The 25,331-nt window shown below is 38.1% G+C and carries 27 protein-coding genes; 24 read left to right on the forward strand and 3 right to left on the reverse strand.

Going from position 1 to position 25,331, the window contains the following annotated elements; genetic code table 11:
- Positions 1-46 precede the first annotated feature (46 nt).
- A complete protein-coding gene (locus V4T18_RS06700) occupies positions 47-319 on the forward strand; it encodes a YlbG family protein (protein WP_332647921.1) in 273 nt (90 codons plus the stop codon).
- On the opposite strand, the gene V4T18_RS06705 is transcribed toward V4T18_RS06700, so the two are convergent.
- Positions 320-709, reverse strand: coding sequence for a DUF7147 family protein (locus tag V4T18_RS06705; RefSeq protein WP_332647924.1), 390 nt, complete (start codon positions 707-709; stop codon positions 320-322). It lies immediately after the preceding gene.
- A gap of 56 nt (positions 710-765) precedes the next feature.
- Between V4T18_RS06705 and V4T18_RS06710 the strand changes: the two genes are divergently transcribed.
- From V4T18_RS06710 to coaD, 3 genes are read left to right on the forward strand one after another with little or no spacing between them, the layout of a single operon-like run.
- Complete coding sequence (locus V4T18_RS06710) at positions 766-2,190, forward strand: RNA polymerase II (protein ID WP_332647927.1); 1,425 nt, start codon at positions 766-768, stop codon at positions 2,188-2,190.
- A 22-nt stretch (positions 2,191-2,212) separates the two neighbouring features.
- Positions 2,213-2,779 (forward strand): 16S rRNA (guanine(966)-N(2))-methyltransferase RsmD, encoded by a 567-nt coding sequence (gene rsmD / locus V4T18_RS06715; protein ID WP_332647928.1) that lies wholly within the window; start codon positions 2,213-2,215, stop codon positions 2,777-2,779.
- A 2-nt stretch (positions 2,780-2,781) separates the two neighbouring features.
- A complete protein-coding gene (gene coaD / locus V4T18_RS06720) occupies positions 2,782-3,273 on the forward strand; it encodes a pantetheine-phosphate adenylyltransferase (RefSeq protein WP_332647929.1) in 492 nt (163 codons plus the stop codon).
- 99 nt (positions 3,274-3,372) lie between these two features.
- Here the strand turns inward: coaD and V4T18_RS06725 are convergent, their stop codons facing one another.
- A complete protein-coding gene (locus V4T18_RS06725) occupies positions 3,373-4,149 on the reverse strand; it encodes a hypothetical protein (protein ID WP_332647931.1) in 777 nt (258 codons plus the stop codon).
- A gap of 203 nt (positions 4,150-4,352) precedes the next feature.
- Here V4T18_RS06725 and V4T18_RS06730 point away from each other — a divergent pair, with 203 nt between their 5' ends.
- Entirely contained in the window at positions 4,353-5,411 is a 1,059-nt protein-coding gene (locus V4T18_RS06730) for a SepM family pheromone-processing serine protease (RefSeq protein WP_332647933.1), read from the forward strand.
- Here the strand turns inward: V4T18_RS06730 and V4T18_RS06735 are convergent.
- Entirely contained in the window at positions 5,408-6,607 is a 1,200-nt protein-coding gene (locus tag V4T18_RS06735) for a nucleotidyltransferase (protein WP_332647935.1), read from the reverse strand. The two genes, V4T18_RS06730 and V4T18_RS06735, sit on opposite strands and share 4 nt — an antisense overlap.
- A 221-nt stretch (positions 6,608-6,828) precedes the next feature.
- On the opposite strand from V4T18_RS06735, the gene V4T18_RS06740 reads away from it, so the two are divergent.
- From V4T18_RS06740 to V4T18_RS06830, 19 genes are all read left to right on the forward strand, one after another.
- The gene (locus V4T18_RS06740; protein ID WP_332647937.1) at positions 6,829-7,362 is read left to right on the forward strand and encodes a YceD family protein; all 534 of its coding nucleotides are present in this window, start codon (positions 6,829-6,831) and stop codon (positions 7,360-7,362) included.
- 24 nt (positions 7,363-7,386) lie between these two features.
- On the forward strand, positions 7,387-7,560 hold the full coding sequence (gene rpmF / locus V4T18_RS06745; RefSeq protein ID WP_066543222.1) for a 50S ribosomal protein L32: 174 nt from the start codon (positions 7,387-7,389) through the stop codon (positions 7,558-7,560).
- 203 nt (positions 7,561-7,763) lie between these two features.
- The gene (locus V4T18_RS06750; protein WP_332647942.1) at positions 7,764-8,531 is read left to right on the forward strand and encodes an enoyl-CoA hydratase/isomerase family protein; all 768 of its coding nucleotides are present in this window, start codon (positions 7,764-7,766) and stop codon (positions 8,529-8,531) included.
- A 106-nt stretch (positions 8,532-8,637) separates the two neighbouring features.
- Positions 8,638-9,030 (forward strand): transcriptional regulator, encoded by a 393-nt coding sequence (locus V4T18_RS06755; protein ID WP_332647945.1) that lies wholly within the window; start codon positions 8,638-8,640, stop codon positions 9,028-9,030.
- Between the two features lie 126 nt (positions 9,031-9,156).
- Positions 9,157-9,369, forward strand: coding sequence for a biotin/lipoyl-binding carrier protein (locus V4T18_RS06760; protein ID WP_332647948.1), 213 nt, complete (start codon positions 9,157-9,159; stop codon positions 9,367-9,369).
- Positions 9,370-9,379: 10 nt separating this feature from the next.
- On the forward strand, positions 9,380-10,921 hold the full coding sequence (locus tag V4T18_RS06765; RefSeq protein ID WP_332647951.1) for an acyl-CoA carboxylase subunit beta: 1,542 nt from the start codon (positions 9,380-9,382) through the stop codon (positions 10,919-10,921).
- Positions 10,922-11,074: 153 nt separating this feature from the next.
- Positions 11,075-11,971, forward strand: coding sequence for a 2-dehydropantoate 2-reductase (locus V4T18_RS06770; protein ID WP_332647953.1), 897 nt, complete (start codon positions 11,075-11,077; stop codon positions 11,969-11,971).
- Complete coding sequence (locus tag V4T18_RS06775) at positions 11,968-12,363, forward strand: DUF3397 domain-containing protein (protein ID WP_332647956.1); 396 nt, start codon at positions 11,968-11,970, stop codon at positions 12,361-12,363. The genes V4T18_RS06770 and V4T18_RS06775 overlap by 4 nt, the downstream gene beginning before the upstream one ends.
- 141 nt (positions 12,364-12,504) lie before the next feature.
- Positions 12,505-14,121 (forward strand): bacillithiol biosynthesis cysteine-adding enzyme BshC, encoded by a 1,617-nt coding sequence (gene bshC / locus V4T18_RS06780; RefSeq protein ID WP_332647959.1) that lies wholly within the window; start codon positions 12,505-12,507, stop codon positions 14,119-14,121.
- A gap of 177 nt (positions 14,122-14,298) precedes the next feature.
- The gene (gene mraZ / locus V4T18_RS06785) at positions 14,299-14,730 is read left to right on the forward strand and encodes a division/cell wall cluster transcriptional repressor MraZ (RefSeq protein WP_332648135.1); all 432 of its coding nucleotides are present in this window, start codon (positions 14,299-14,301) and stop codon (positions 14,728-14,730) included.
- Between the two features lie 24 nt (positions 14,731-14,754).
- Positions 14,755-15,705 (forward strand): 16S rRNA (cytosine(1402)-N(4))-methyltransferase RsmH, encoded by a 951-nt coding sequence (gene rsmH, locus V4T18_RS06790; protein WP_332647960.1) that lies wholly within the window; start codon positions 14,755-14,757, stop codon positions 15,703-15,705.
- Positions 15,706-16,080 carry a cell division protein FtsL gene (ftsL, locus tag V4T18_RS06795; protein WP_332647963.1) on the forward strand — a complete coding sequence of 125 codons (375 nt, stop codon included), beginning with the start codon at positions 15,706-15,708 and terminating at the stop codon, positions 16,078-16,080.
- 65 nt (positions 16,081-16,145) lie between these two features.
- Entirely contained in the window at positions 16,146-18,293 is a 2,148-nt protein-coding gene (locus tag V4T18_RS06800; RefSeq protein ID WP_442916911.1) for a penicillin-binding protein, read from the forward strand.
- A gap of 61 nt (positions 18,294-18,354) precedes the next feature.
- Positions 18,355-20,271 (forward strand): stage V sporulation protein D, encoded by a 1,917-nt coding sequence (locus V4T18_RS06805; RefSeq protein ID WP_332647968.1) that lies wholly within the window; start codon positions 18,355-18,357, stop codon positions 20,269-20,271.
- A gap of 80 nt (positions 20,272-20,351) precedes the next feature.
- On the forward strand, positions 20,352-21,323 hold the full coding sequence (gene mraY, locus V4T18_RS06810; protein WP_332647970.1) for a phospho-N-acetylmuramoyl-pentapeptide-transferase: 972 nt from the start codon (positions 20,352-20,354) through the stop codon (positions 21,321-21,323).
- A complete protein-coding gene (murD, locus tag V4T18_RS06815) occupies positions 21,323-22,675 on the forward strand; it encodes a UDP-N-acetylmuramoyl-L-alanine--D-glutamate ligase (RefSeq protein ID WP_332647972.1) in 1,353 nt (450 codons plus the stop codon). Before mraY ends, murD begins: the two co-directional genes overlap by 1 nt.
- A gap of 15 nt (positions 22,676-22,690) precedes the next feature.
- The gene (locus V4T18_RS06820) at positions 22,691-23,812 is read left to right on the forward strand and encodes an FtsW/RodA/SpoVE family cell cycle protein (RefSeq protein ID WP_332648138.1); all 1,122 of its coding nucleotides are present in this window, start codon (positions 22,691-22,693) and stop codon (positions 23,810-23,812) included.
- Positions 23,796-24,608, forward strand: a complete 813-nt coding sequence (locus V4T18_RS06825; protein WP_332647974.1) for a cell division protein FtsQ/DivIB — start codon at positions 23,796-23,798, stop codon at positions 24,606-24,608. The genes V4T18_RS06820 and V4T18_RS06825 overlap by 17 nt, the downstream gene beginning before the upstream one ends.
- Positions 24,598-25,329: a DUF881 domain-containing protein gene (locus V4T18_RS06830; RefSeq protein ID WP_332647976.1), complete on the forward strand. Its 732-nt coding sequence runs from the start codon at positions 24,598-24,600 to the stop codon at positions 25,327-25,329. The genes V4T18_RS06825 and V4T18_RS06830 overlap by 11 nt, the downstream gene beginning before the upstream one ends.
- Positions 25,330-25,331: the final 2 nt, after the last annotated feature.

Genomic DNA, 25,331 nt, shown 5'->3' on the forward strand with positions numbered 1-25,331 from the left:
AATTTGTCTATATGGTATGCTCTTATCAAGAAATGGAGGATTTAATATGACAGATCGGCAAGGAATTATTGTCTATGTGCATCAATTAAAGCACGCGAAGTCATTACGGAAATACGGACATGTTCATTTTATTTCGCGTAAATTAAAATATGTTGTGATGTACTGCAACCGTGATGAACTAGAATTAGTGAAAACTAAACTACAACGCCTTCCATTTGTGAAAGACGTTGTAGAATCATACCGCCCATTTTTAAAAACTGAGTTTGAAAATGCCAAACCAGATAAGGCGAAGGAATATGATTATAAAGTAGGGCTTTAATCAATACATCGGTGGAATATAGTGATTCAGTCTTAAAATACCAATTAAGTATTGATAAAATAGCTTTTCTTCCGAAAAAATAGATGAGTGCTTAATCTCTAGGATATTAGCCTTTCGTCCTAGAGCAGTTACGGCTTCTTCAAAAAGCTCTATTCGTTTTGCACGTTTTTCGATGTTATAAGGAATACCTTCACGACAAATATAAATTGGCATGAATTTGCTTTCTCCTACAGGCTTAAGGGCTACAGCAAGAGAGGCATAAGTATGATCATTTTTACTTGAAGTGAAGATGAAGGCGTGATGAAAGCGCGCTTCATTCGTTTTAATCAGTTCGCAAAGCTCATAAACATCTCCGTAGCCTTGTCCAAGCTCTATAAATTGTTGAATCATTATTCGTCACATCCTTTCCATCCCATATAGTATCATGATGCAGGAGGAACGGGCACATGAAATTTGCAATGAGTGTATTTACAGTACTAGTCGTTTTAGTGAGCGCAATGTTAATCGTACAATATCGGGTGTATTCAGACCAATCGATAGCGAACGAGGATGAGTTTCAATACTCACAAGAAATAGAAATAGTTTATCGTGAAAAGAGCTTAGATATTCGACATCATTTTAAAAATTTATCGAATGAATCGATTTCGATACAATGGCCAGACCAAGCTGTCGAAGCTGATTGCTTTTTAGAAACAGAATATAGTTGTGCTCGTTTGAGTGAGGATAAGAAAGCGTTTGCTAGTGGCGAAAATCGCGCGCAATCCATTTCTTATATTATTCCGTTAAAGGACGGTTTAACATCCAAACAACTATTAAAGGATATTTTTGTAACGCTTGAAAACGGAAATGTAAAATTTTCAACGGTACATATTTCAACAGAAAATACGATTGCCGGACAGTGGGTAACTGGATTGCCAGTTATCGGTCAGCAATCATTAGCTTTAGTTAATTATACGATGTTTAGTGGTACGGGACAGGTAAGTGACTTATATTGGCAGGCAGGAGATTTTGCTTTACAAAAAAATTCAGAAGTTGTTTCGATTTATTCGAATTATGCAACTTCACCAGATTTTAATAAAGCTTTAGATGGGCTTAACTTGATAAGCGATGAGCATATTGCTATTGTACATGGAACGAATTTAGCAGGCGTACAAGGAAACCGTATTTTATTTTTACAGGATTTAACGATTGATAGTATGCAAAAGGCTATCGTCATGTCTCACGTTAAATCGATGTATCGTTTTGGTGATAGTCCAGCGTGGTTAAAGGAAGTAGTAGCTATGAATTTAACAGGCGATACATTTGGTAGTGACCGAGCGATAAAAATTGTTGAAACTTTGACAAATCAAATGAGCGAGCAGCAATTAGCGGATTGGACAGACAGACTTAAAAAATTACAGGGAGAAAAGATTTCACCTGCGATTTTAGATAACACATTATCCGAGGTATTTGGGAACTATACAAAATACTTATCGCTAAATGAGACATCTGAGCAAGTATATCCATTTGTTTTCAATGATAAACGAGAGATTGCTCTAAATCGGGACAAGCTTAAAAATGTCCATATTATCTATACTGATAATAAGATTTTCTACTCGGCAGATGCTTTATTTAAGGAGTTAGGATATACAACATCTGAAGGTCCAAACGGCTACTATGTCACGAGTGAGGCACGTAAGTTTAGATTCCCAGATAAAGAACACGGCTTCTACGTTTATAATCAACAGCGCTTTAACACAGTTTCACAGCCAATCGTTAAGATTGCTGGTAAATATTACATCGAAGAATCATGGCTACAACGATTATTTTTAGTGGAAATGAATAAGACTGAGGATAGTGTAAACATTACATCCCTAGCAACACAGGAGTAAAATGAAAGATTGGTGATAGTATATGCGCGTTGTAGCGGGCGAACGTAAAGGGATGCCATTAAAAGCTATTGCCGGTACAACAACAAGACCGACAACAGATAAAGTAAAAGAATCGATTTTCAATATGATTGGCCCATTTTTTGATGGTGGAACTGCACTGGATTTGTTCGCAGGAAGTGGCGGCTTAGGCATTGAGGCGCTAAGTCGCGGAGCTGAAAAAGCAATTTTCGTTGAGAAAGACGCAAAGGCCTTCTGTGTACTTCAGGACAATATAAAAAAATGTCGTTATGAGGATTATGTAGAGCTTTTTCGAACGGATGCTTCGCGGGCAGTAAAAGGCCTATTAAAGCGTGATATCTCAATTGACTATTTATTTGTCGATCCACCTTATCATAAAAAGGAATATTATGATTTAGTCCAAGCGTTAGAACAAGGGGAACGGTTAGCGAAAAATGCAATCATTGTCTGTGAGCATGGTGTAGAAATTGCGCTTCCTGATAGCTATGGGAAGTTTAAGCTAACAAGACAAGAAACATATGGCAGTACAATTGTTTCGATTTATCGTGCTAATGGGGAAGAGGGAGAATAACGGTGTCAGAGAAAATTGCAGTAGTACCAGGAAGTTTTGATCCAATTACAAACGGGCATTTAGACATTATTAAGCGTGCAGCGGATGTATTTGATTCAGTTTATGTAGCTGTATTAAATAATTCATCTAAAAACCCGCTTTTTACAACAGAAGAGCGGATAGAGCTGATTGCAGAAGTAACAAAAAGTTTACCTAATATACGGATTGAAAGCTCATCGGGTCTTTTAATTGACTATGCGAAAGAAAAGAATGCAAAAGCAATCGTACGTGGTTTACGTGCCGTTTCGGACTTTGAGTATGAAATGCAAATTACATCGATGAACCGGGTGCTTGATGAAAATATTGAAACCTTTTTCATTATGACGAAAAATCAATATTCTTTTTTAAGCTCAAGTATTGTTAAAGAGGTAGCTAAATACGGAGGCAATGTAAGCGAGCTTGTACCAGCTCCTGTAGCCCAAGCGTTAAAAGAAAAATTTCATACAATTTTGTGAAATGAGGTATCCAGAGGCTTTTCCTTCTGGATACCTCTTCGCTTTTCGTAAATTTATATGTCCACCATAGCCTGCCACTGGTGGACATTTTTTTCGAAACTATAACAAAAATAATAAATAATAAAGAGTTGGGATACAGAAAATGAATATTAGACGAACAAGCATATATGGCTTAAGTGACAAATGAGCCCCTTTTGCAATAACTACAACTTGTAAATGAATGCTTAAGCTTTGTGTTGTTAAAAATAAAACAGTTGCAAGAATGAGTAGATTACCGTCCAAACTAATATGTGCTAAGTGCAGTCCATTTGTCATTTCTAGCACGGCAGCCATTAGTATTTGTGCATATGAAGGGAGATAACTACTGATTAAATGATCGATTACGGTATAAATCGTTGTAAAAAAAATAATCGTGGAACCAACAATTAAAACAGTAGGAACACTTTCTTTAATACTTGTTGTAAATGGATTAGCTGTTAATTTTAAAGGCTGCTTTATGGTGTGAGGTGTACTTTTAAGTATGATGAATAGGAGTAGTATTAATGAAAAGGCATATAGCAATAATAAATAACGCCAAGCAATGGACACATCGCCTAATAGATCTTGTCCGACGAAGCCAAGGACAAACAGGGGGCTTGGACTATGGCAAATACCTAATAATCGCGCAGCATCCTTACTGTGAAGCTCGCCACTTTGCTTTAGCTGGGCAATGATAGCGGCACCAGTAGGAAACCCCCCAAGCGCACTAAGTAGATAAATTTTTAAATAATAAAAGCTTGTACTGCCATTGTAGGTAGAGGTTAGCTTTAAAAGCCAGCTTGTTAGTATTAAGTAGGCGAGTAAATATGGAAATAGGGCCTCCATAAATAATGCCACACCCAGATCTGCTCCTTTATGTGCAATACCGGGAAACAGTAACAACAAAATAAGTAGTAAAATACAAAGGATTAATTGAATGATAGCAATAATTTGAATCCGCTCTTTTCAATATTTTGTCATTCCAATAATGAAGTGCTACACTAATATATGCATGAACAGAAGCGTTTAATCGTATGTATTTGCAGGAGGTGCTCTACGACATGAAAAAAATTAATTGGACGTATGCTTTAACTTCTCTTTTGACGCTTATCATGGTGGCATTCCTTCTGTTATACCCAATGGATTATTATATTATGAAGCCAGGGAGTGCTTATAATGTCGAAGAGTTTGTTACGGTTCAACAGGGTGATCGGGATGATACAGGGTCGTTGAATTTAATGACAGTGTCAATGTCTCGTGCAACGCCATTTAAGTATATAGTAGCGAAGTTTCGAGATTATCAGGATATTTTAGATATGAATGATGTGCGTCAAGAGGAAGAGGATGACGAGGAATATAATATTCGTCAATTAAAGCTCATGAGCGATTCAAAATTTAATGCTCTATATGTAGCGTTTTCAAGAGCCAATTTAGATTATCACGTAACTTATAAAGGAGTATATGTGCTAAATATTATTTCTGGCGGAGCAGCTGACGGTATTTTAAAGCCGGGAGATGAAATTGTTGAAATTGATGGGGCTCGAATACAAAATCAGCAAATGCTAATCGATGAAATAGGGAATAGACAAAGCGAGGATAAAATTTCGCTAGTCATTAATCGTGACGATAAACTACTAACAAAAACCATCGCGTTAAAGGAAATTCCAGGATCCCAAGGTAAAAAAGGTTTAGGTATTACCTTTAATGAAAGCAAAACAATAAAAACAGACCCAAAAGTGAATATGGATACAGAGGATATTGGCGGTCCATCAGCGGGACTTATGTTTACGCTAGAAATATTAAATCAGCTAGTGGATGAAGATTTAACAAAAGGCTACACTGTTGCTGGGACTGGGGAAATGTATGAAAATGGAACTGTCGGACGAATAGGTGGCGTCGAGAAGAAGGTAGTTGCTGCGCATGAGGATGGTATGGAAATCTTTTTTGCTCCGGATGATGAAATAACGGATGCGATGCTAAAAATGAATCCGAACATCCTATCAAATTATGAGGCAGCAGTTCTTACGGCAAAAAAAATCGGTACGAAAATGAAAATCGTACCGGTAAAAACAATTGATGATGCACTAGATTATTTGGCGCAATTACAACCGAAAAATTAAATTCGGATAGGTGGGGTTTGAAAATCCCCATCTATTTTTTGTCTGCTAAAGGATTGAACACCGAGTCCATACATCGTTGTAGCATGTATATCAAGTGCTAGCATATCATCCTTCACTGCTGCAACTCGACTAATTAGTGGTAGCCTGAAGCTTTTTTTGTTCAAGGATAAATAGCTCTGTCCGTTTTTCGTCATACCTAAAAGACGAATATATGAAGGCTCTTGAAAACTATGTAGTCGATCCTTCGTAACACCGGTAAAGATGTGTGTTAGTATCCGTTGTAGTCTTGTCCAAGTATATCGTTTAGATTTTAAAAGTGTCATGAATTCCGTATAGCTCTTGCTTGTTTGTGCATGCTTCCAAAGTGCATTCTCAATGCCTTCCTGCACGTCTGGGTATGCAGTTAGCTCATTCGGTGCATGACGTAGGATAGCGAATTGTAACAGCGGCCAAAATTTTTCCCAGTGTACAAATTGACCATGCTTATGATGCCAGGCGTTTAATTGCTCTAAGCTTCCTTGTGGCATAAAGGAATTTATTGGCTGGTCGGAAAATAGTGCTTTTCGAATACCTGTTGCACTTGCAATTTCACTCGTAGAACGTATTTCATCATGATAGCCAGCTCCGATGCGTTGAATTGTAATAGGTTGAATATCGCTGTCTATGTGATGAGCAGCTTCAATATAATGAAAACCTAAAATATTGTTCGGCTTGGCTAAATCAATATAGTCATCCGGGTATTGCTCCTGCAATGAGGTATAAGCAAATTGAAGCGCTTGAGGATAGCTAACACCAGTTGCTATAGCGCTTTTTATTAGTTCATTATAGCTTGTGCGATGTGTGTCTATTAACGTAAAAGCGTTTAAAAATGGCAGAATACGCCCCTCTTCGCTACCAAATGCAAAATTAGAGCATCCTATACTAGATAACAAAGAAATTGCCCCTCTAGCAAAGTCATTTGCTGGCGCTGTACTATAAACATACGGAAGCTCAATGACAAGATCAACGCCGTTCTCTAAAGCCATTTTTGTACGTGTCCATTTATCTACCAGGGCAGGCTCCCCACGCTGTAGAAACTGCCCACTCATAACGGCAATAGCAACATCAGATTGCGTTGCACATTTTGCCTCTAGCACATGATGTAAATGCCCATTATGAAATGGATTATATTCAACAACAAGTCCAACTGCTTGCAAATTCTATCACCTCGCATTAGAATTGATTTTTATGCTTTAAGATTTTGAGATTTTTGTTCGTCATGTAATCGTGCATATTTTGCACTCATTTAGGTGAATAATGATAAAAACATCATTTTATACTGATTATAAAGGTGTTTTTAAGTAGTGACAAGAAATTATCTTGACATCTATTTTTCTAAGCTATATAATCAACATTGTTGTCTTGAGGTGATAAACGAATGAAATGGTCAATTCATCAATTATCGAAATATCGACAAAACGGGATGCCGATTGATACACAAGTTCAATTGGATGAAGTAATGAATCGCAACCAAGATATTCGAGCTATTTCACCCGTTCATGTAAAAGGGCTGTGTACTTTTGGTGCATCGCAAATGACTTGTCAATTTACGTTAAGTGCTACATTAACACTTCCATGTGCCCGCACGTGGGAAGATGTTGAATACCCAATCGAAATTGATACAGTTGAAATATTCAGCTGGATTGATGAAGAGAAGCGTGGAGATGAAGATGGCGATATCCATTATATTGATGGAGACGTGATCGACATGAAGCCAGTTTTAGAGGAGCTTGTGCTGCTTGAAGTACCGATGCAAGTATTCAAACAGAATACCGAAGGACAAATGCAAGGTGGGAAAAATTGGTCCTATTCAACAGATGAAGATGTAGAAATTGCTCGTAAAAATGACGAACCAAAATTGGATCCAAGACTGGCTGCTTTAGCTAAGTATTTTGATCAAACAGATGAATAGATAATCTGTAAGGAGGTGCCAAGAATGGCTGTACCATTTAGAAGAACGTCTAAAACTGCAAAAAGAAAGCGTCGTACGCATTTCAAATTATCTGTACCTGGTATGGTAGCTTGCCCAAACTGTGGTGAAGCAAAATTAGCTCACCGTATTTGCAAAGCTTGCGGACAATACAAAGGTAAAGAAGTAGTAAGCAAATAATTCAGTATTTGTACTACATAAAGGCGATGAAAGAGGCCATGGCTCTTTCATCGCCTTTATTTTTGTTTAGCGTATATTTTTCGTAGACTAAAAGAGATTAATAGAACGAATTTTCTAAAAGTAATATTGCCAAAACCTTTTCGCTTCGCTACTATAAAAGTATGCGCGAATTATAGTGCGATAATTTAAAGGGGATGAATGGTTTGGCATACTTAATTGATAAAAAAGAGGGTATTTTAACATTTACAATTAATCGTGAGGAAAAACGTAACGCGGTTAATGATGAAGTGATGGATGGTTTAAATGAAGTTATTACATATATTAAAGAGCATGACGATGTACGTTTTTTAGTTGTCACAGGAGCTGGAGAAAAATCATTTTGTTCGGGTGGAGACTTATCTGTTTTTCACGAGCTTGAAACAGAGGAACAAGCATTTGGGATGCTAAGTAAAATGGCAAAAATTCTATACGAGCTTGCTACATTACGTGTACCGACAATTGCACTAATAAACGGTACGGCAGTAGGTGGTGGCTGTGAAATTGCTACAGCCTGTGATTTTCGATTAATGGCAAGTCACGCCAAGGCTGGCTTTATCCAAGGTACACTAGCTATCACAAGTGGCTGGGGTGGCGGTACTTACTTATTTGAGCGTGGATTACGCCATGACCGTGCATTAAAAATGCTAGTAGATGCGAGGCCGTACGAGGCACAACAATTATATGAAATTGGTTGGGCAATGCGTGTGTATGCAGAGGGTACTAAGGAAGATGCACTTGCCGACTTTATCGAGCATATGAGTAAAATTCATCCGTCTGTGCACCAAGCTTATAAAGAAATTGAGCTTCGTAAATGGCGCGAACGTAATATGTATGAGCGTGTGATGGAGGAAGTGCGTACGTGTGCTAAGCTTTGGGAAAGTGAGGCACATCACGCAGCGGTTAATAGCTTCTTAACAAAATCAAAAAAATAAACTAAAAATATATGGATTGTCTCTAATTTACATAGAGAACAATCCATTTTTTTATTCTAATTTATCCTGCCTTGCATATAGTAGTAAAAAATGAGAGGTGAACTTAATGGGAGAAAAAAGAAGAAAAGATCAGTGGACAGCGGCTGATGATGAGAAACTAGCTGAGATCGTAATAGGTTTTGTGCAAAACGGCCAAACACAATTAGAAGCATTTTCACATGCAGCACAACAACTTAATCGTACAAAGCAGGCATGTGGCTTTCGATGGAATAAAACGTTAAGACTTCAATACGGACATGTCTTAGATAATGTTCGCAAACGACCAAAGCAATTAATGAGAAGCCACTTAAAGCTAGCTTTAACGAGCTTTGAAGAGTTAACAGAAGCATATAATGACTTAGACTTGAAATATAGAGAGCTTCAAACAGAGCACGAAAAACTACTAAAATGGCTGCAACAAGGTGTAAATTTTGTTTCGAAAGAAAGAAATTATTCTTAAAGCAGAAGAAATGTGATATTAATAGAAAAAATAGTGATAATATTTGAAAACAATTTCCCCTGTCGCTTACAATAGAAGAGAACAGAGTGAATTGTTCGTCAAATGACGGCGTAAGGGGGATTTACAATGACGGAATTGAAAGCGCAAATGGCAGGAACGGTTTTCGAGGTCAGTGTGAAAGAGGGAGAAGAAGTTACAGTCGGGCAAACGGTCATCATTTTAGAATCTATGAAAATGGAAATTCCGGTTGAAGCTGAAAGGGCAGGTAGAATCACAAAAATTTATGTAGTAGAAGGCGATTTTGTTGACGAAGAATCATTATTAGTCAGAATCGATTAAGGATAAGGGGATGAAATCGATGACAAATTATAATGAGCAACTGCAGCAAAAAATAGACTCTATTCTTGCTGGTGGTCCTAAAAAATATCATGATAAATTACAAGAAACCGAGAAACTATTTGTTCGAGATCGGCTGCAACTATTATTTGATAATGGAGAATATGAGGAAGATGGTCGCTTTGCCAATTGTAAGGCGGAAAATTTGCCGGCCGATGGTGTTGTTACAGCCATTGGGAAAATTGGTGGAGCAACTGTTTGTGTAATGGCAAACGATTCAACAGTAAAAGCTGGCTCCTGGGGATTTAGAACCGTAGAAAAAATTATCCGAATACAGGAAACGGCTGAAAAAATGCAAGTACCACTCCTTTATTTAGTAGATTCTGCAGGTGCTCGAATAACAGATCAGCTTGAAATGTTTCCGGGCCGAAGAGGAGCTGGACGCATTTTTCATAACCAAGTCCGACTTAGTGGTATGATTCCTCAAGTGTGTATTTTATTTGGTCCTTCTGCTGCAGGTGGAGCCTATATTCCGGCCTTTTGTGATATTGTCATTATGGTCGACGAGAATGCCTCTATGTATTTAGGCTCTCCTCGAATGGCGGAGAAAGTAATTGGGGAACGTGTAACCCTTGAGGAAATGGGCGGTGCAAAAATGCATTGTACTATTAGTGGCTGTGGTGATGTGCTCGCTGCAACTGAACAAGAGGCTATAGCGTTCGCTCAGCGCTATATAAGCTATTTCCCAGGTAATTATGGTGCTTTACCTCCGACTAAGCAGGGTAAGGAACCGCTAGATGGATTATCATTAGAGGAAATTATTCCAGAAAATCAAAATGCTCCGTTTAATATGTATGATTGTATCGATCGGCTAGTAGATGAAGATAGCTTTTTGGAAATTAAAAAGCTTTTTGCAGCGGAATTAATTACGGGTCTTGCACGTATAGATGGACAAGTTATAGGCATTATTGCGAACCAGCCGAAAGTAAAGGGTGGCGTATTATTTGTGGATTCTGCAGACAAAGCAGCAAAATTCATTACATTATGTGATGCCTTTTCAATTCCATTATTATTCCTAGCAGATGTCCCTGGCTTTATGATTGGGACAAAAGTTGAGCGAGCTGGTATTATACGTCATGGTGCAAAATTTATTGCTGCGATGAGTTCGGCAACTGTGCCGAAAATCTCTGTGATCGTTCGAAAAGCATATGGCGCGGGTTTATATGCAATGTGTGGTCCTGCATTTGAACCTGATGTTTGTATCGCTTTACCAACTGCTCAAATTGCTGTAATGGGTCCGGAGGCAGCTGTTAATGCCGTATATTCAAATAAAATTGAAGCAATTGAAGACCCTAAAGAACGTATGGCATTCGTAAAAAAGAAAATCGATGAATATAAGCGAGAAATCGATTTATATAAGCTTGCGTCTGAAATGGTTATTGACGAAATTGTTTCACCAGATGATCTGCGGCATGCGCTAATTAAAAGGTTCCACTATTATAGCTCAAAACAAATGCCTTTACCGTATCGAAAACATCCGGTTTATCCGGTATAATATTAGAAAGGTCTGCCAATTGGGCAGGCCTTTCTAAATTTCTTGAATTACAAATAGAGAAGAAAAGGTTATTCTATATAGATAGTAGGATAGGCTATTTGTAAATTTTGCTCGTAAAGAGTAGATGAATGATGTATAAAGGTGGGAAGTTTAATGAGTGTGCAAATTATTGGTGGCGGAGCAGTTGGTTTACTCGTTGCTAGTTTCTTAGCGGAACAGAATGTTAGCGTAACCATTATAACAAGACGAGAGGAACAAGCCTCCAGCTTAAATGAAGGTGGTTTATATAGAAATAATATTGATGGCTCAACAATAAATGTTGAAGTTGTTGCCAGTACAGCGCCGGTGTCACAAGCGTCCCTTGTTATAATTGCAACAAAGTATACAGAGTTACATGCTATCTATCCGATGCTGAAAAAACTTTCCCCGGATGTACCGTTACTATTTTTACAAAATGGCTTAGCCCATTACGAGGAGGCGCTGCTATTACCTCAGCGACATATCGCATTTTGTAGTGCGCAATTTGGGGCTCTAAAGGAAAATGATAATACGGTGAGCCACCGTGGGATAGGAGTATTAAAAACGGCGATAGAACGAGGCGACGAAGGAAGGTTTTCTATCTTAAAAGAGATGAATCAAAAGAATTTCCCTGTTACGTTTGAGGGGAATGCAGAGCAAATTTTATTTGAAAAAGTTCTGTTAAATTGCTTTATTAATCCTTTAACTGCTATTTTAAAGGTGAAAAACGGAGAGCTTGTATCAAATCCAAATGCATTAAAGTTATTGCATGCTTTATATAATGAGTTAATGCATGCATTTCCATATATGCAAAAGATTTTTCCGTTTGAAGAGGTTGAACGGCTCTGTGTTCAAACGGCAGAAAATACATCATCCATGCTCGCTGATCGTTTGGCTGGAAGGAAAACTGAAATTGAAACAATTGTAGGGGCCGTGCTAAAAAAAGCGGGCAAAAAAGGGCATGCAATCCCAACATTAGAAACTTTATATGGACTTATAAAAGCAATGGAAGAAAGCGGTGAAAGTAGTTGAAAGAAATATTTCAAGTGACAGGTGCGATACTTTTAGTTTTTCCGCTTATTGCACTTGTTTTAACCTACTTCATTTGTAATAAATTACGTCTAACCCGTGCTCAGTCATTTGGCTTTGCGGCAGATATTACGACTTTATTATTATTTTTCTCTGTCCCGATAGCGATAAAAAGTATATGGGATCTATCCTTATTTATTCCCATCATCATTATTTCGATGATGATTGCGATTTTTATTACATATGTAGATTGGCGTACGAAAAAGGAGATTCATGTCCCGTTTTTATTTAAAAAAATTTGGAGAATCTATTTTATTCTACTAAGTACTTTATATTTCGGGGTTTGGATAGCGGGCTTAACAAAGAATATAATGGAATACGTAACAGGTGTATAGAGCAAAATATTTTTCGAATTCGAGGAAAAGGGATAAGATAATACATAGATATCGTAAGGCGAAAAATATATTAGCATAGTAAACGAAACTGTTATAGGATAAAGGCAACCTAGTCGAGTTAGAAAGTAGAGGAGTTTTTTCATGAAGCTGGAGCAAATTTCATTACCAGTGAGTAATACGTTGTTAGATGATTATTGGTCAGAACAAGCTAGCATCCATTCTTTTTTTTCTTATAAATTTAATGAGAGATCGTTTGAAGAGCGAGCACGTTATTTAAACCAGAAGAAATATAATCGTGAAAGATTGGCAGAGGTAATTCGCTCATATATGAAGCGTTACGGAATGTCACCGCAAGTAGAACAGCATTTACAACAATTACAGGAAGGTGCAGTAGCAGTAGTTGGAGGTCAGCAGGCCGGTGTCTTAACAGGTCCCCTCTATTCTGTCTATAAAGCGATCACGGTTATTTTACTAGCGAAAGAGCAACAAGAAAAGTTAAATATACAAGTCGTGCCACTTTTCTGGGTAGCTGGAGAGGATCACGATATAGAAGAGGTTAATCATACGTATACGATTGTTGATAATTCGGTAAAAAAGCGAGGTTATAGTGAACGATCGAAGCGGAAAACAATGGCTTCCACAACCGAGCTGAATAAAGTAGCGATGGAGCAATTTATCAGGACGGTGTTCAAGGATTATGGCGAAACAGAGCATACGGCTAGCCTTTATCAGAATGTGTTAGAACATTTAGAAGTGAGTGAAACATTCTCGGAGTTTTTTGCGGCGCTAATGAATGATTTGTTTTCTCGGCATGGATTATTAATGATTGACGCAGCATATGAGCCTTTCCGACAATACGAAAGTGAATTTTTTCAAATTTTAATACAGCATAATGAAGAAATCTCAGAAGGTGTAGTGAGGCAGGAGCAGGCATTAGCTCAAGCGGGTTATGGCACACCAATTGGAGCAGAAGTATCAAATGCCAACTTATTTTTCGTAAAAGAAGGAGAGCGTTTTTTACTTGAGCGCAAAGGTGACCTCTACACGAATGGTTTAGGCTATGTAAAGTTTACGAAGGAAGAGCTGCTTCAAGTAGCCAAAGAAGCGCCTATGAAATTAAGTAATAATGTTGTTACAAGACCTCTAATGCAGGAAATGACGATTCCGGTGCTTGCATTTGTTGGTGGTCCTGGCGAACTTGCATACTGGGCAACTTTAAAGCCAGCATTTGAGGCTATCGGCTTACAAATGCCGATCTTTGCTCCGCGATTAAATATTTCCATTGTTACAAGGCAAGTCGAGACCTTGTTAAAGCAACATCAATTAACAGTGGAAGATGCTATGAAGAATAAGGTTGAAAGAGTAAAAAAAGAATTTATTAATAGCATTCAGGATGAACAGGCATTACAGCAAGTGGATAAAATGAATGAGCTGCTGCAGCAACAGTACGAAACATTACATGCTCATCTACAGCAGGCAGGAGTAAGTATCGATAAAACAATCGACAAAAATAAGGTGTATCATGAAATGCAATTTACCTATTTAAAAAGTAAAATCCAGCAGAGCGTCACTTTAAAGCATGAGACTATTATTTCGCAGTTTGATCTAATCTCTGCTGAGATTGCGCCAAATGAAGGTTTCCAAGAACGTACTTTTAATCCTTATCAATATTTAAATAGGTTCGGAAAGAATTTAATAGAGGACCTATTAGAGTTGCCGTTAAAAGTATCGCCCACACATTATGTAGTAAAATATTAACAAAAAAGGAGTTATCTCAAGATGAGGTAACTCTTTTTTTATGACCTTTTGAGTAGATGATGAATTTGCAATACGGTCTATTTTCGTAATTACCATATCCTATCACCAAAACACTTAAAATAAGTGGTAGAAAGTGGGGGGATGTGGTACATTAATATCTAAAGTGGGGTGAGTAGTATGTTCATGGGAGAATATCAGCATTCCGTTGATACAAAGGGACGATTAATAATTCCATCCAAATTTCGTGAAGCATTAAATGATAGCTTCGTAATTACACGTGGATTGGATAACTGTCTTTTTGGGTACCCTATGGACGAATGGCGAAAGCTCGAAGAAAAATTAAAAGGACTTCCGATGACTAAAAAGGATACTCGTGCCTTTGCGCGTTTCTTCTTTTCAGGTGCAACTGAAGTAGAAATAGATAAGCAAGGCCGAATAAATATTCCAGCAACTCTTATTCAACATGCAAATATTGCGAAAGAATGCATCGTGTTAGGTGTGTCCAATCGAATTGAGATTTGGGCAAGGGATGCTTGGGAAGACTACTTCAAGGAATCAGAAGAATCCTTTAATGAAATTGCAGAAAATATGATTGGCTTTGACTTTTAAACAAGCCTAAAGGAGAAATAAGATATGTTCGATCATACAACCGTGTTATTAAAGGAAACTGTTGATGGGTTGAACATCAAACCTGATGGTGTCTATGTAGACTGTACATTAGGTGGTGCAGGACATAGTGAATACTTAGTAAAGCAACTATCACCACAAGGTCGATTAATATGTTTTGACCAAGATACAACAGCTATAGAAAATGCGAAGGTTCGTTTAGCGGATTACTTAGATCGTGTCACGTTTGTCCATTCAAATTTCCGATATTTGAAGGATGAATTATATAAATTAAATATTAAAAGGGTAGATGGGATTTTATATGACCTCGGCGTTTCTTCCCCTCAATTAGATACACCAGAGCGCGGCTTTAGCTACCATCATGATGCACCACTTGATATGCGAATGGATCAAACAGCTCCACTATCGGCATTTCATGTAGTAAATGAATGGGCCTATGAAGATTTAGTCCGTATTTTTTTCCGTTATGGAGAGGAAAAATTCTCAAAGCAAGTAGCGCGAAAAATTGAAGAGGCAAGGAAAAAACAACCTGTTGAAACGACAGGTCGATTAGTAGAGCTAATTAAAGAAGGTATACCCGCAGCAGCACGTAGAAAAGGCGGACACCCTGCAAAACGTATTTTTCAGGCTATTCGAATTGCAGTAAATGATGAATTAGGTGCTGCAGAGGATTCCTTAGTTGATGCTATTGAATTACTGAAAATCGGTGGGCGAATTAGCGTTATTACGTTCCATTCATTAGAGGATCGATTATGTAAAACGTTATTTAAGGAAGCTTCTTCCTTACCAGAACTACCACCAGGCTTGCCAGTAATTCCTGAAGATATGAAGCCAGTATTAAAGTTGATTTCAAGAAAACCGATCTTACCGTCGGAAGAGGAGTTAGCAGCGAATAATCGTTCACGATCAGCAAAACTAAGAGTCGCTGAAAAAATTAACGATAAAGGACGTGGGTAAATGGCAGTTCGAGTAAGACAACAACCTTATATTCAACAACCTTCAATGCCCGAACAACCACAGCAGCAACCATCTAAAAAGGTGTACAAAAAGAAACATAAACTACTATCAACTAGAGAAAAATTTTTATATGTGGTTTTTATAGGTATCGTCGCATTGTTTGCCGTTTCGATTTTACATACGCAAGGTGAAATCCAAACGGCAAGTATGGAAATCCAAAAAATTGAAGCAGAAGTTCAAGAAGTGACGAAGCAAAATGTCGATTTAAAAGTGAGTGTCAGTGAGCTATCGACATATGAACGGATTTGGGTAAAAGCAAAAGAACTCGGTTTAACACTAAATGAGAAAAATGTAAAGGTAGTGCCGGGAGAATGAAAAAACTTAAATTTCGTTTCCAATTAGGAGCCTTTCTCATGTTGTTAGTATATGGAGGGCTCTTTTTGGTATTGTTTTGTCGCTTCTTTTATATTCAATCAACAGGAGAAGTTAAGGGCTATTCATTGCAAGCGGAAGCAGCAAATAAATATGCACGTGAAACAGTGCTAGCTGCAGATCGTGGTCGTATTTTAGACCGTAACAGTAATGTCATTGTAGAGGATACATTAAGCTATCGTCTTATCGCAGTTATGAGCGAAGAGGCCACGAAGGATAAAGAAAATCCTCGGCATGTAGTAGATCCTGCGGAAACGGCTAAAGTACTCTCACAATATATAGAACTGGATGAAGAAAAAATTTATGAACAGTTAATGGTGGGTGTGGAGAAAGACCGCTATCAGGTTGAATTTGGAGTAGCGGGTCGAAGTATTAGCCACGAAGTAAAGGCAGCCATTGAAGAACATGACCTACCTGGAATCAATTTTGCTAGTGAAAAGAAACGTTATTATCCTAACGGCTCATTTGCATCACATTTAATCGGCTATGCAACGAAGGATGAACAAAAGGACGGTTCGTATAAAACAGTAGGGAAGATGGGATTAGAATTAACCTACAATAAAGAACTAACCGGCAAAAATGGGAAGGTAGAATATGAGAGTGATAGGTTTGGGTATTTACTATCAAATAGTGAAAAAATGATTCAACCAGCTCAGGATGGCAATGATATTTATTTAACAATAGATAAAACGATTCAAAATTTTCTAGATGAAGCGATGACTCGTGTCGATAAGGAATATGGAGCTGAATCAATGGTTGCCGTTGTTGCAGATCCTAAAACAGGTGAAATATTAGCGATGTCACAGCGCCCTACATTTGACCCTGATGATCGGATTGGTTTAGAGACGAATTGGTACAATGATGTTGTTGAAAATGTATTAGAGCCAGGCTCAACTATGAAAACCTTTACATTAGCTGCCGCGATTGAAACGGGCAACTGGGATCCCAATACACCGTATCAATCAGGGCGATACAAATTATATGACAATGTAGTAAGTGATTATAATGAGGGAAGAGGCTGGGGAACAATCACCTTCCTACAAGGCATTCAGCGTTCATCCAATACGATGATCGCCAACCTGTTAGAAATAATGGGTGGCGATACAGTTATTGAATATTTCGATAAATTTGGATTTGGTCATAAAACAGGCATCAATTTACCAAATGAAGCATCAGGGACAATTGTATCGAAGCAGCCGTTTGACCGTCTTACTTCGGCATTTGGACAGAACTCTACTGTAACACCAATCCAGCTCATCCAGGCGATGACAGCCATCGCGAATGATGGAGAAATGATGCAGCCTTACGTTATTGATAAAATTGTCGATCCTAATACAGGGAAGACTGTACAAAATACAGAGCCTAAAGTAAAAGGAAATCCAATTTCGGCAGAAACTGCAAAGAGAGTTCGTGAAATATTAGCAACTACTGTTACGGCTGAAAAAGGTACTGCAAAGCCATTCCAAATGGATGGTTATGAAGTTTCAGGTAAAACGGGCACAGCTCAAATACCAAGAAAAACAGGAACGGGATATTTAAAGGGCGGTCATAATTATATTTATTCCTTTTTAGGGATGGCTCCTGCTGATGACCCACAGCTAATCATGTATGTTGCTGTAAAAAAACCGCAAATGAGTAATTCGATTCCAGGTTCAGAGCCAGTCTCAAAAATATTCAATTCTGTTATGCAAAACAGTTTAAAATACTTAAATATTGATCCAGAAGATACAGCTCAAGTAGCGATGGATAAAATTCCAAATGTTGTAGGTAAAAGCGCTGAGGATATTGCATTAGAGTTGACGAATAAGGGTGTAAAGCCGGTCATAATTGGTGAAGGTGGAGAAATTAAGGAACAATATCCTAAAGCCAATTTGTCCATTATGAAAGATAGTATTGTATTTTTAAAAACGGATGGACCTAGTCTATTGCCGTCTTTTAAAGGATGGTCATTACGAAATATGCTCGTCTATAAAGCGCTGTCCCAATTGCCAATTGAAATTGTTGGTGAGGGCTTTGTTGAAAGTCAGAGTGTTTCAGAAAATACGGTTATTACAGATTCGTCACCGATTGTTGTAAAGCTAAAAACACCAAAGGATTTTTTAACATCACCACAGGCAGCAGAGGAAGAGCAAGAAGAGCAATTACCTCAAGATTAAGCATTATTGAATAAGCCCATTCTTCGTAACATACGTTGTAAAAAACGAGGTGTGTTGTCGAATGAAGTGGATTTTAAATAATTCTAAAAAGCGATTACGAATAATCGTTTACTTTTTAATCGGCTATAGTTTTCTCGTTGTTTGTCGATTAGCCTATGTACAAATCATTGATCATGACCGTTTAACGGAGCTTGCCAAGGGGAACTGGGACCGTGAAATTCCCTTTCAAGAAGAACGTGGAGAAATTGTGGACCGTAATGGGGAGGTTATTGTTACCAATAAACTTGCCCCAACCCTTTATTTTATGCGAGCACAAAATGATAATGTCGAAGGGGTCGCGAAACAATTAGCCCCTATCCTCGAGACGGATGAAAAGAAGTTACTGGAAAAGTTATCACAGCGTGCTTATTTAACGAAGCTTGCTCCTGAAGGTAAAAATATTACAGTTGAGCAGGCAAATGACATTCAAAGCTTGCAAATTAATGGACTCTATAATGGTGTCGATTACATAAGGTATTATCCTTATAAAAATTTGCTATCAAGATTTTTAGGTTTTACGGGCTATGATAACCAAGGTTTAGCTGGAATTGAATATGAATACAATGATGTGCTAACAGGACAGGATTCGGCTATTCGTTTATTTACAGATGCAACGGGGAAAACAATGAGTCAAACTGCTGATGAATGGCGTGAGGGAGCGGCTGGAGCAAAAATAGAATTAACGATAGATATTAATATCCAGCAAGTGATTGAGCGCGAACTTTCGCAGGCGATGATAAGAGAGCAAGCGGATCAAGCATTAGCTATTGCAATGAATCCCAATACCGGAGAGATTCTGGGCTTAGCTTCATATCCAACCTATGATCCTACAGATTACAAAGGGGTAGATAGTACGATATATAATCGGAATCTTCCTGTTTTTATGTCCTATGAACCAGGATCAACCTTTAAAATTGTAACACTAAGCGCTGCATTAGAAGAAGGTGTTGTCGATCTTGAAAAAGATGATTTTCATGACCCTGGCTACGTGTTAGTGGAGGATTCTAAACTACGCTGCTGGAAACGAACAGGGCATGGCCATCAAAATTTTTTAGAGGTTGTTGAAAATTCATGTAACCCTGGATTTGTAGAATTAGGACAGCGTGTAGGTTCTGAAAAGCTGCTAGACTATATTCATAAATTTGGGTTCGGAGAAAAAACAGGCTCAAAAATTGCTGGTGAAGCAAGCGGGATATTGTTTTCGAAGGATGCATTTGGTCCTGTTGAAATGGCTACAACCTCATTCGGGCAAGGGATATCCGTTACACCAATTCAGCAGGTTCAGGCAGTATCAGCAGCTATAAATGGTGGAACACTATATAAACCATATGTCGTATCTAAAATAGTCGATAGTAAAACGGACAAAACACTTGTTGAATATAAGCCAGAAGCGAAACGAAAAGTGGTTAGCGAAAAAACATCCTCGCAAGTACGTTCAGCATTAGAGTCCGTTGTAGCAAAAGGCTCTGGTAAAAAGGCATATCGTGATGGACTTCGAATTGGTGGAAAAACAGGAACAGCACAAAAAGTAGAAAACGGTCGTTACAAGGAAGGGGACTATATCGTTTCCTTCATAGGCTTTGCACCGGCTAATGATCCTCAAATTGTCATTTATGTTGCCATTGATCATCCACAAGCTTCAACGCAATTTGGTGGAGTCATTGCTGCCCCAATTGTTGGCCAAATTTTAGAGGAAATTGCGCCAATACTAAATATAAAAAATGCCGAAGGGCAGTTAGAAAAGAAAAAAGATTGGACAGATCCAATCACAACTCGTATTGATAATTTTGTGGGCTTAACAGTTGATGAAGTTACCCTTCAATACTATCCTTATAAAATACAGTGGCATGGTAGTGGGAAAATTGTTAAAGAGCAGTTACCAGCCCACGGTGAACTAATCGAGGAAAATGGAACACTCCATTTATATTTAGGAAACTAGTTCTTTTAAAATGGCAATAAAACAACTATTATAGTGAAGGATGTTCATTCAATTAGTAGAAGATTTAAAGGAGATTTCTTATGACACTTGCAACAACGATGACTATTTTAGCTACTTCATTTCTATTGACTGTCATTTTAGCACCGATTTGCATTCCGCTTTTGCGTCGGTTAAAGTTCGGTCAAAGTATTCGTGAGGAAGGCCCAGAGTCACATCGTAAAAAAGCTGGCACACCTACAATGGGTGGAATCATTTTTTTAATGTCGATTATTATTACGTCGATCGCTACAGGTATACTATTTGAAGTATTCACGACACAAACAGTTGTTTTATTACTTGTTTTAGTAGGGTTCGGTATTATCGGCTTTTTAGACGATGGGATTAAAGTTATTTTTAAGCGGAACTTAGGTTTAACATCGCTTCAGAAATTAATTGGCCAAATTATTATTGCTATCGCAGCATTTTTACTTTTACGTCTCGGGACGTTTGATACTGCCATTGCAATACCGCTTACAGATTTAAAAATTGATTTAGGTATTTTTTATGTAGCCTTTTTAATATTCTGGCTTGTAGGCTTTTCAAATGCTGTTAATCTAACAGACGGCTTAGACGGCTTAGTTGCTGGAACGGCTTCCATTGCTTTTGCCGCATTTGGTGTGATTGCTTTATTCAATAAGCAGGCGGATATTGCTTTATTTGCATTTACCGTAACAGGTGCCTTGCTCGGATTTTTAATTTTTAATGCAAACCCAGCGAAAGTCTTTATGGGTGATACAGGATCGCTAGCCTTAGGGGGCGCATTAGCTATGCTTTCAGTATTAGTAAAGGCAGAGCTATTGTTACTGCTAATTGGATTAGTATTTGTTATTGAAACCTTATCAGTTATCCTACAAGTTGGTAGCTACAAATTACGTAAAAAACGTATTTTCAAAATGAGCCCAATTCATCATCATTTTGAATTATCGGGCTGGTCTGAATGGAAGGTCGTACTAGTATTTTGGTCTACGGCATTAGTTGTCGCATTAATTGCAGTTGTATCGGAGGCGTTATAATGTTGGAGTATAGGTCATTACAGCATAAAAAAGTTTTAGTGCTAGGTTTAGCGAAAAGTGGTGTGGCTGCAGCAGAGCTTTTACATGAGTTAGGTGCTTTCGTAACAGTAAATGATGCAAAGCCTTTCGATGCAAATCCAGAAGCGCAAGATTTGTTAACAAAGGGTATTACTGTAATTTGCGGACGACACCCTGAGGATTTATTAGATGAAGGGTTTGAATTGGTTGTTAAAAATCCAGGGATTCCCTACAGTAACCCGATTATCGCTGATGCTTTAAAGCGTGAATTACCAGTTATTACCGAGATGGAATTAGCATATTTAGTTAGTGAAGCACCGTTCATCGGTATTACTGGTACCAATGGGAAAACGACGACAACTACACTAATTTACGAAATGCTTGAAAAGGGAAATAGGAAACCGCTTATAGCCGGGAATATTGGAACAGTAGCATGTGGTGTAGCAGCGGAAGCAACCTCGGATAATGTTATTGTAACGGAATTATCTTCATTTCAGCTGATGGGAACTCGTACATTCAAGCCTCGTATTGCGATTCTAACAAATCTTTATGATGCACATTTAGATTACCATGGAACGTTCGAGGCTTATGCCGATGCGAAGTTTGGTGTTACACGTAATCAGACAGAGGAAGATTACTTTATTTACAATAAGGATCAAGAAATCGTTAAAAAGTATGCTGAAGGATCTAATGCTAAGAAAATTCCGTTTACTACAAACGGTAGGTCGGATGAGGGGATAAGTGCAGATGATAAGGCAATTTATTGGAACGGCGAGCACATTCTAAACCGTGATGAAATTGCATTACCTGGGAAGCATAACTTAGAAAATATTTTATGTGCTGTTGCTGCATGCCTTATACATGGCTGTTCGCTATCCTCTATAAAAGAAGTATTAGCAACATTTGCTGGTGTACGTCACCGCTCACAATTTGTGCGTGAATGGAAAGGCCGTAAAGTGTATAACGATTCGAAGGCAACAAACTGCCTTGCAACCAAAAGTGCTCTTGAGGCGTTCTCTAAACCGATTGTATTGCTAGCTGGTGGATTAGATCGTGGACATTCTTTTGAGGAGCTTCGTGAGGCAATGAGCAATGTAAGGGCTGTTGTCGCTTTTGGTGAAACAGGCATGCGCTTCATCGAGTTTGCTAAATCCTGTGGGGTAACGGAAACGGTTGCAGCTACGAATGTAGAGGACGCTGTCGTATATGCAGCAAACCTTTCAGAGGACGGCGATATTATTTTATTATCTCCTGCTTGTGCTAGCTGGGATCAATACGATAGCTTTGAAATTCGTGGTGACGTCTTTATCGATTGTGTAATGAAGCTTTCATAATTACGTAGTGAAAGGATTTTTGCACTGACGCATATTTATAAACGTTTATTTATTGGTAGTGCATTACTTTTAACGGGCATTGGAATTGTGTTTATCTATTCTGCAAGTGCTTATTGGAGTTCCGTTCGGTATGAAGGACAAACGCCATTTTATATAAAGCAAGTGATTTATTTTGTCCTTGCCTTACTAGTATTTTTAGTTATCTCAAAAAGTAAAGGCTTTGTTCAGGACAAATGGTGGCTCCTGCTATATATTGTGACGATTTTGTTATTAATCGCTGTGTTAATTCCGGGTATTGGAATATGGAGAAATGGTTCGAGAAGCTGGATCGGCATCGGGCCATTTACCTTCCAGCCAGCAGAGCTCGTAAAAATTTCAACGCTCGTCTATTTGAGCATTATACTAGCGAAATGGAAACGCGGCGAACGAATTATTCAGCTAAGGCATTTTATTATTTTACTGTTACCTGTAGCGCTAATTATGCTTCAGCCTGATTTTGGTTCAGCGTTTATTTTAATCGTGACGGCATTCTTACTACTCTTTATTGCAAATTATCCAATGAAGTTTTATGCCATTTGTATTATGGCGGGAATTGGCGGTCTAACAGCACTAATCATATCTGCTCCGTACCGATTAAAGCGAATCAATGCATTTTTAGATCCTTGGGAAGATCCATTAGGGAGTGGCTTTCAGGCAGTACAATCGCTGTTAGCTATCGGACCGGCGGGTATATTTGGACATGGTTTTTTAAAAAGTAGACAAAAATACTTATATTTACCAGAGCCACAAAACGACTTTATTTTCTCTATTATTTTGGAGGAAATGGGCTTTATCGGGGGAATCATTCTAGTATGTATTTTTGCGTGCTTTTTATATAGTGGCTATAAGCTTGCAGCAAGTGCACTTTATGTAAAGCATTTCTATATTATTTGTGCTTTAACATCTATGATAGCCGTACAAGCTGCTTTGAATATAGGTGTAGTAATTGGTTTATTACCTGTTACAGGTGTGACATTACCGTTTATTAGCTATGGCGGTACTTCATTAATGATACTATGGCTAACAGTGGGCATTATCTATTTATTTGCAAATGATCAAACAACGGAAGGGAGGAGTAAAAATGGAAAAAGTCATTGATATAGAAGATCGAATACCAACCTTACGAGAAAATCGACGTAAACGTACAAATTTTAAGTTTATTTTTATAACAACCTTATTTGTTCTAATTTTATTTTTACTCCTTTATTTCCAATCACCTTATAGTGAAATAAAGAAGATCAGTATTTCTGGTGATGTTCTTGTTGATAACACCTTTTATGAAGAAGCAACTGAACTGCAAAAGGGTGATTCGATGTGGAGCTTTAAGCCGAAGGACATTGAAGAGAAGCTAAAAAAAATGAACTGGGTGCAGTCTGTTACCGTCAAACGAAAATGGTTAACTACGGTGACTATTAGAGTAAAGGAATATCAAAAGGTAGCGTATATTTCAAAGGATAATACATTCTATCCAATGCTTGAGAACGGTGTTATCTACGACGCTACTAATGAGCTAGTACCAATTGATGCACCGATTTTCTTGCAATTTGATGATGAGGCATTACGAAAGCGTTTATTAAAGGAGCTAGCAAAACTTCGTCCGGAAGTATTGGCATTGATTTCACAAATAAATGCTTCATCGACAGAGGCTGACCCTTATGCAATTACGCTTTTCATGAATGATGGCTATGAAGTACGGGCAGACATATCATCGCTCGCAAGCAAACTAAATTATTATCCTTCAATCGTTGCACAAATTGAAAGTGAAGAGACATATGAAAAGGGCATTATTGATATCGAGGTAGGTTCGTACTATCGACCTTACTCTGATGAATATGTGGCCTTAGAACAGAAGGATTTAGAATTAGAACAGGAAGTGATAGAGGATGAAGAATAGTCCTCGACATAAAAAAAGCGCGATCTTTAAGCGAAAATATTTCATTCTGTTAGTCGTCTGTATTATTACCGGCTTTATAATTGGGTATTCTTATAACATCTCGAAAGATGATAGAAAAGAAAGTGCACTGTCCAATTTGAATTATCAGCAAGGTGAAACTTACCGTGCGGAGCTGATTCAACAACAGGAGCGAAACAAGGAGTTGGCCCAGGAATTAAGTGATTTGCAAGAGAAAATTCGAGAATACGAAAAGCGATATGCAACAAATGAAGAAAGGTACGAGGAGTTAGTGGAGCAGGCGGAACAGCTACGTTTGCTATTAGGTGAGCTACCTAGTGTTGGGGAGGGCATCTCCGTTACGCTAAAAGATGGACAGTATGATGGTAATACTTCAAATCCAAACGATTATATCGTCCATGAAAGTCATATATTTAAAGTAATTCAAGAATTAAAGATTTCTGGCGCTGAAGCCATTGCTATTAATGGACAAAGGTTAAAAACTAACTCGTATATAAGCTGTAATGGTCCAGTCATCACAATTGATGGGCAACAATACCCTGCTCCTTTTGTGATTGAGGCAATTGGCAACCCGGATTCACTAATCTCATCCCTGGAAATTTCAGGCGGAACTGTGGATCAATTATTAAATGATCAGGTTGTCATCACGTTAGAAAAACATAGTCAAATAACGATGCCTTCTATTCGAAAAGGAAATTCATAGGA

Source organism: Lysinibacillus sp. 54212, from assembly GCF_036662795.1.
In the GTDB taxonomy this organism is placed as follows: domain Bacteria; phylum Bacillota; class Bacilli; order Bacillales_A; family Planococcaceae; genus Lysinibacillus_B.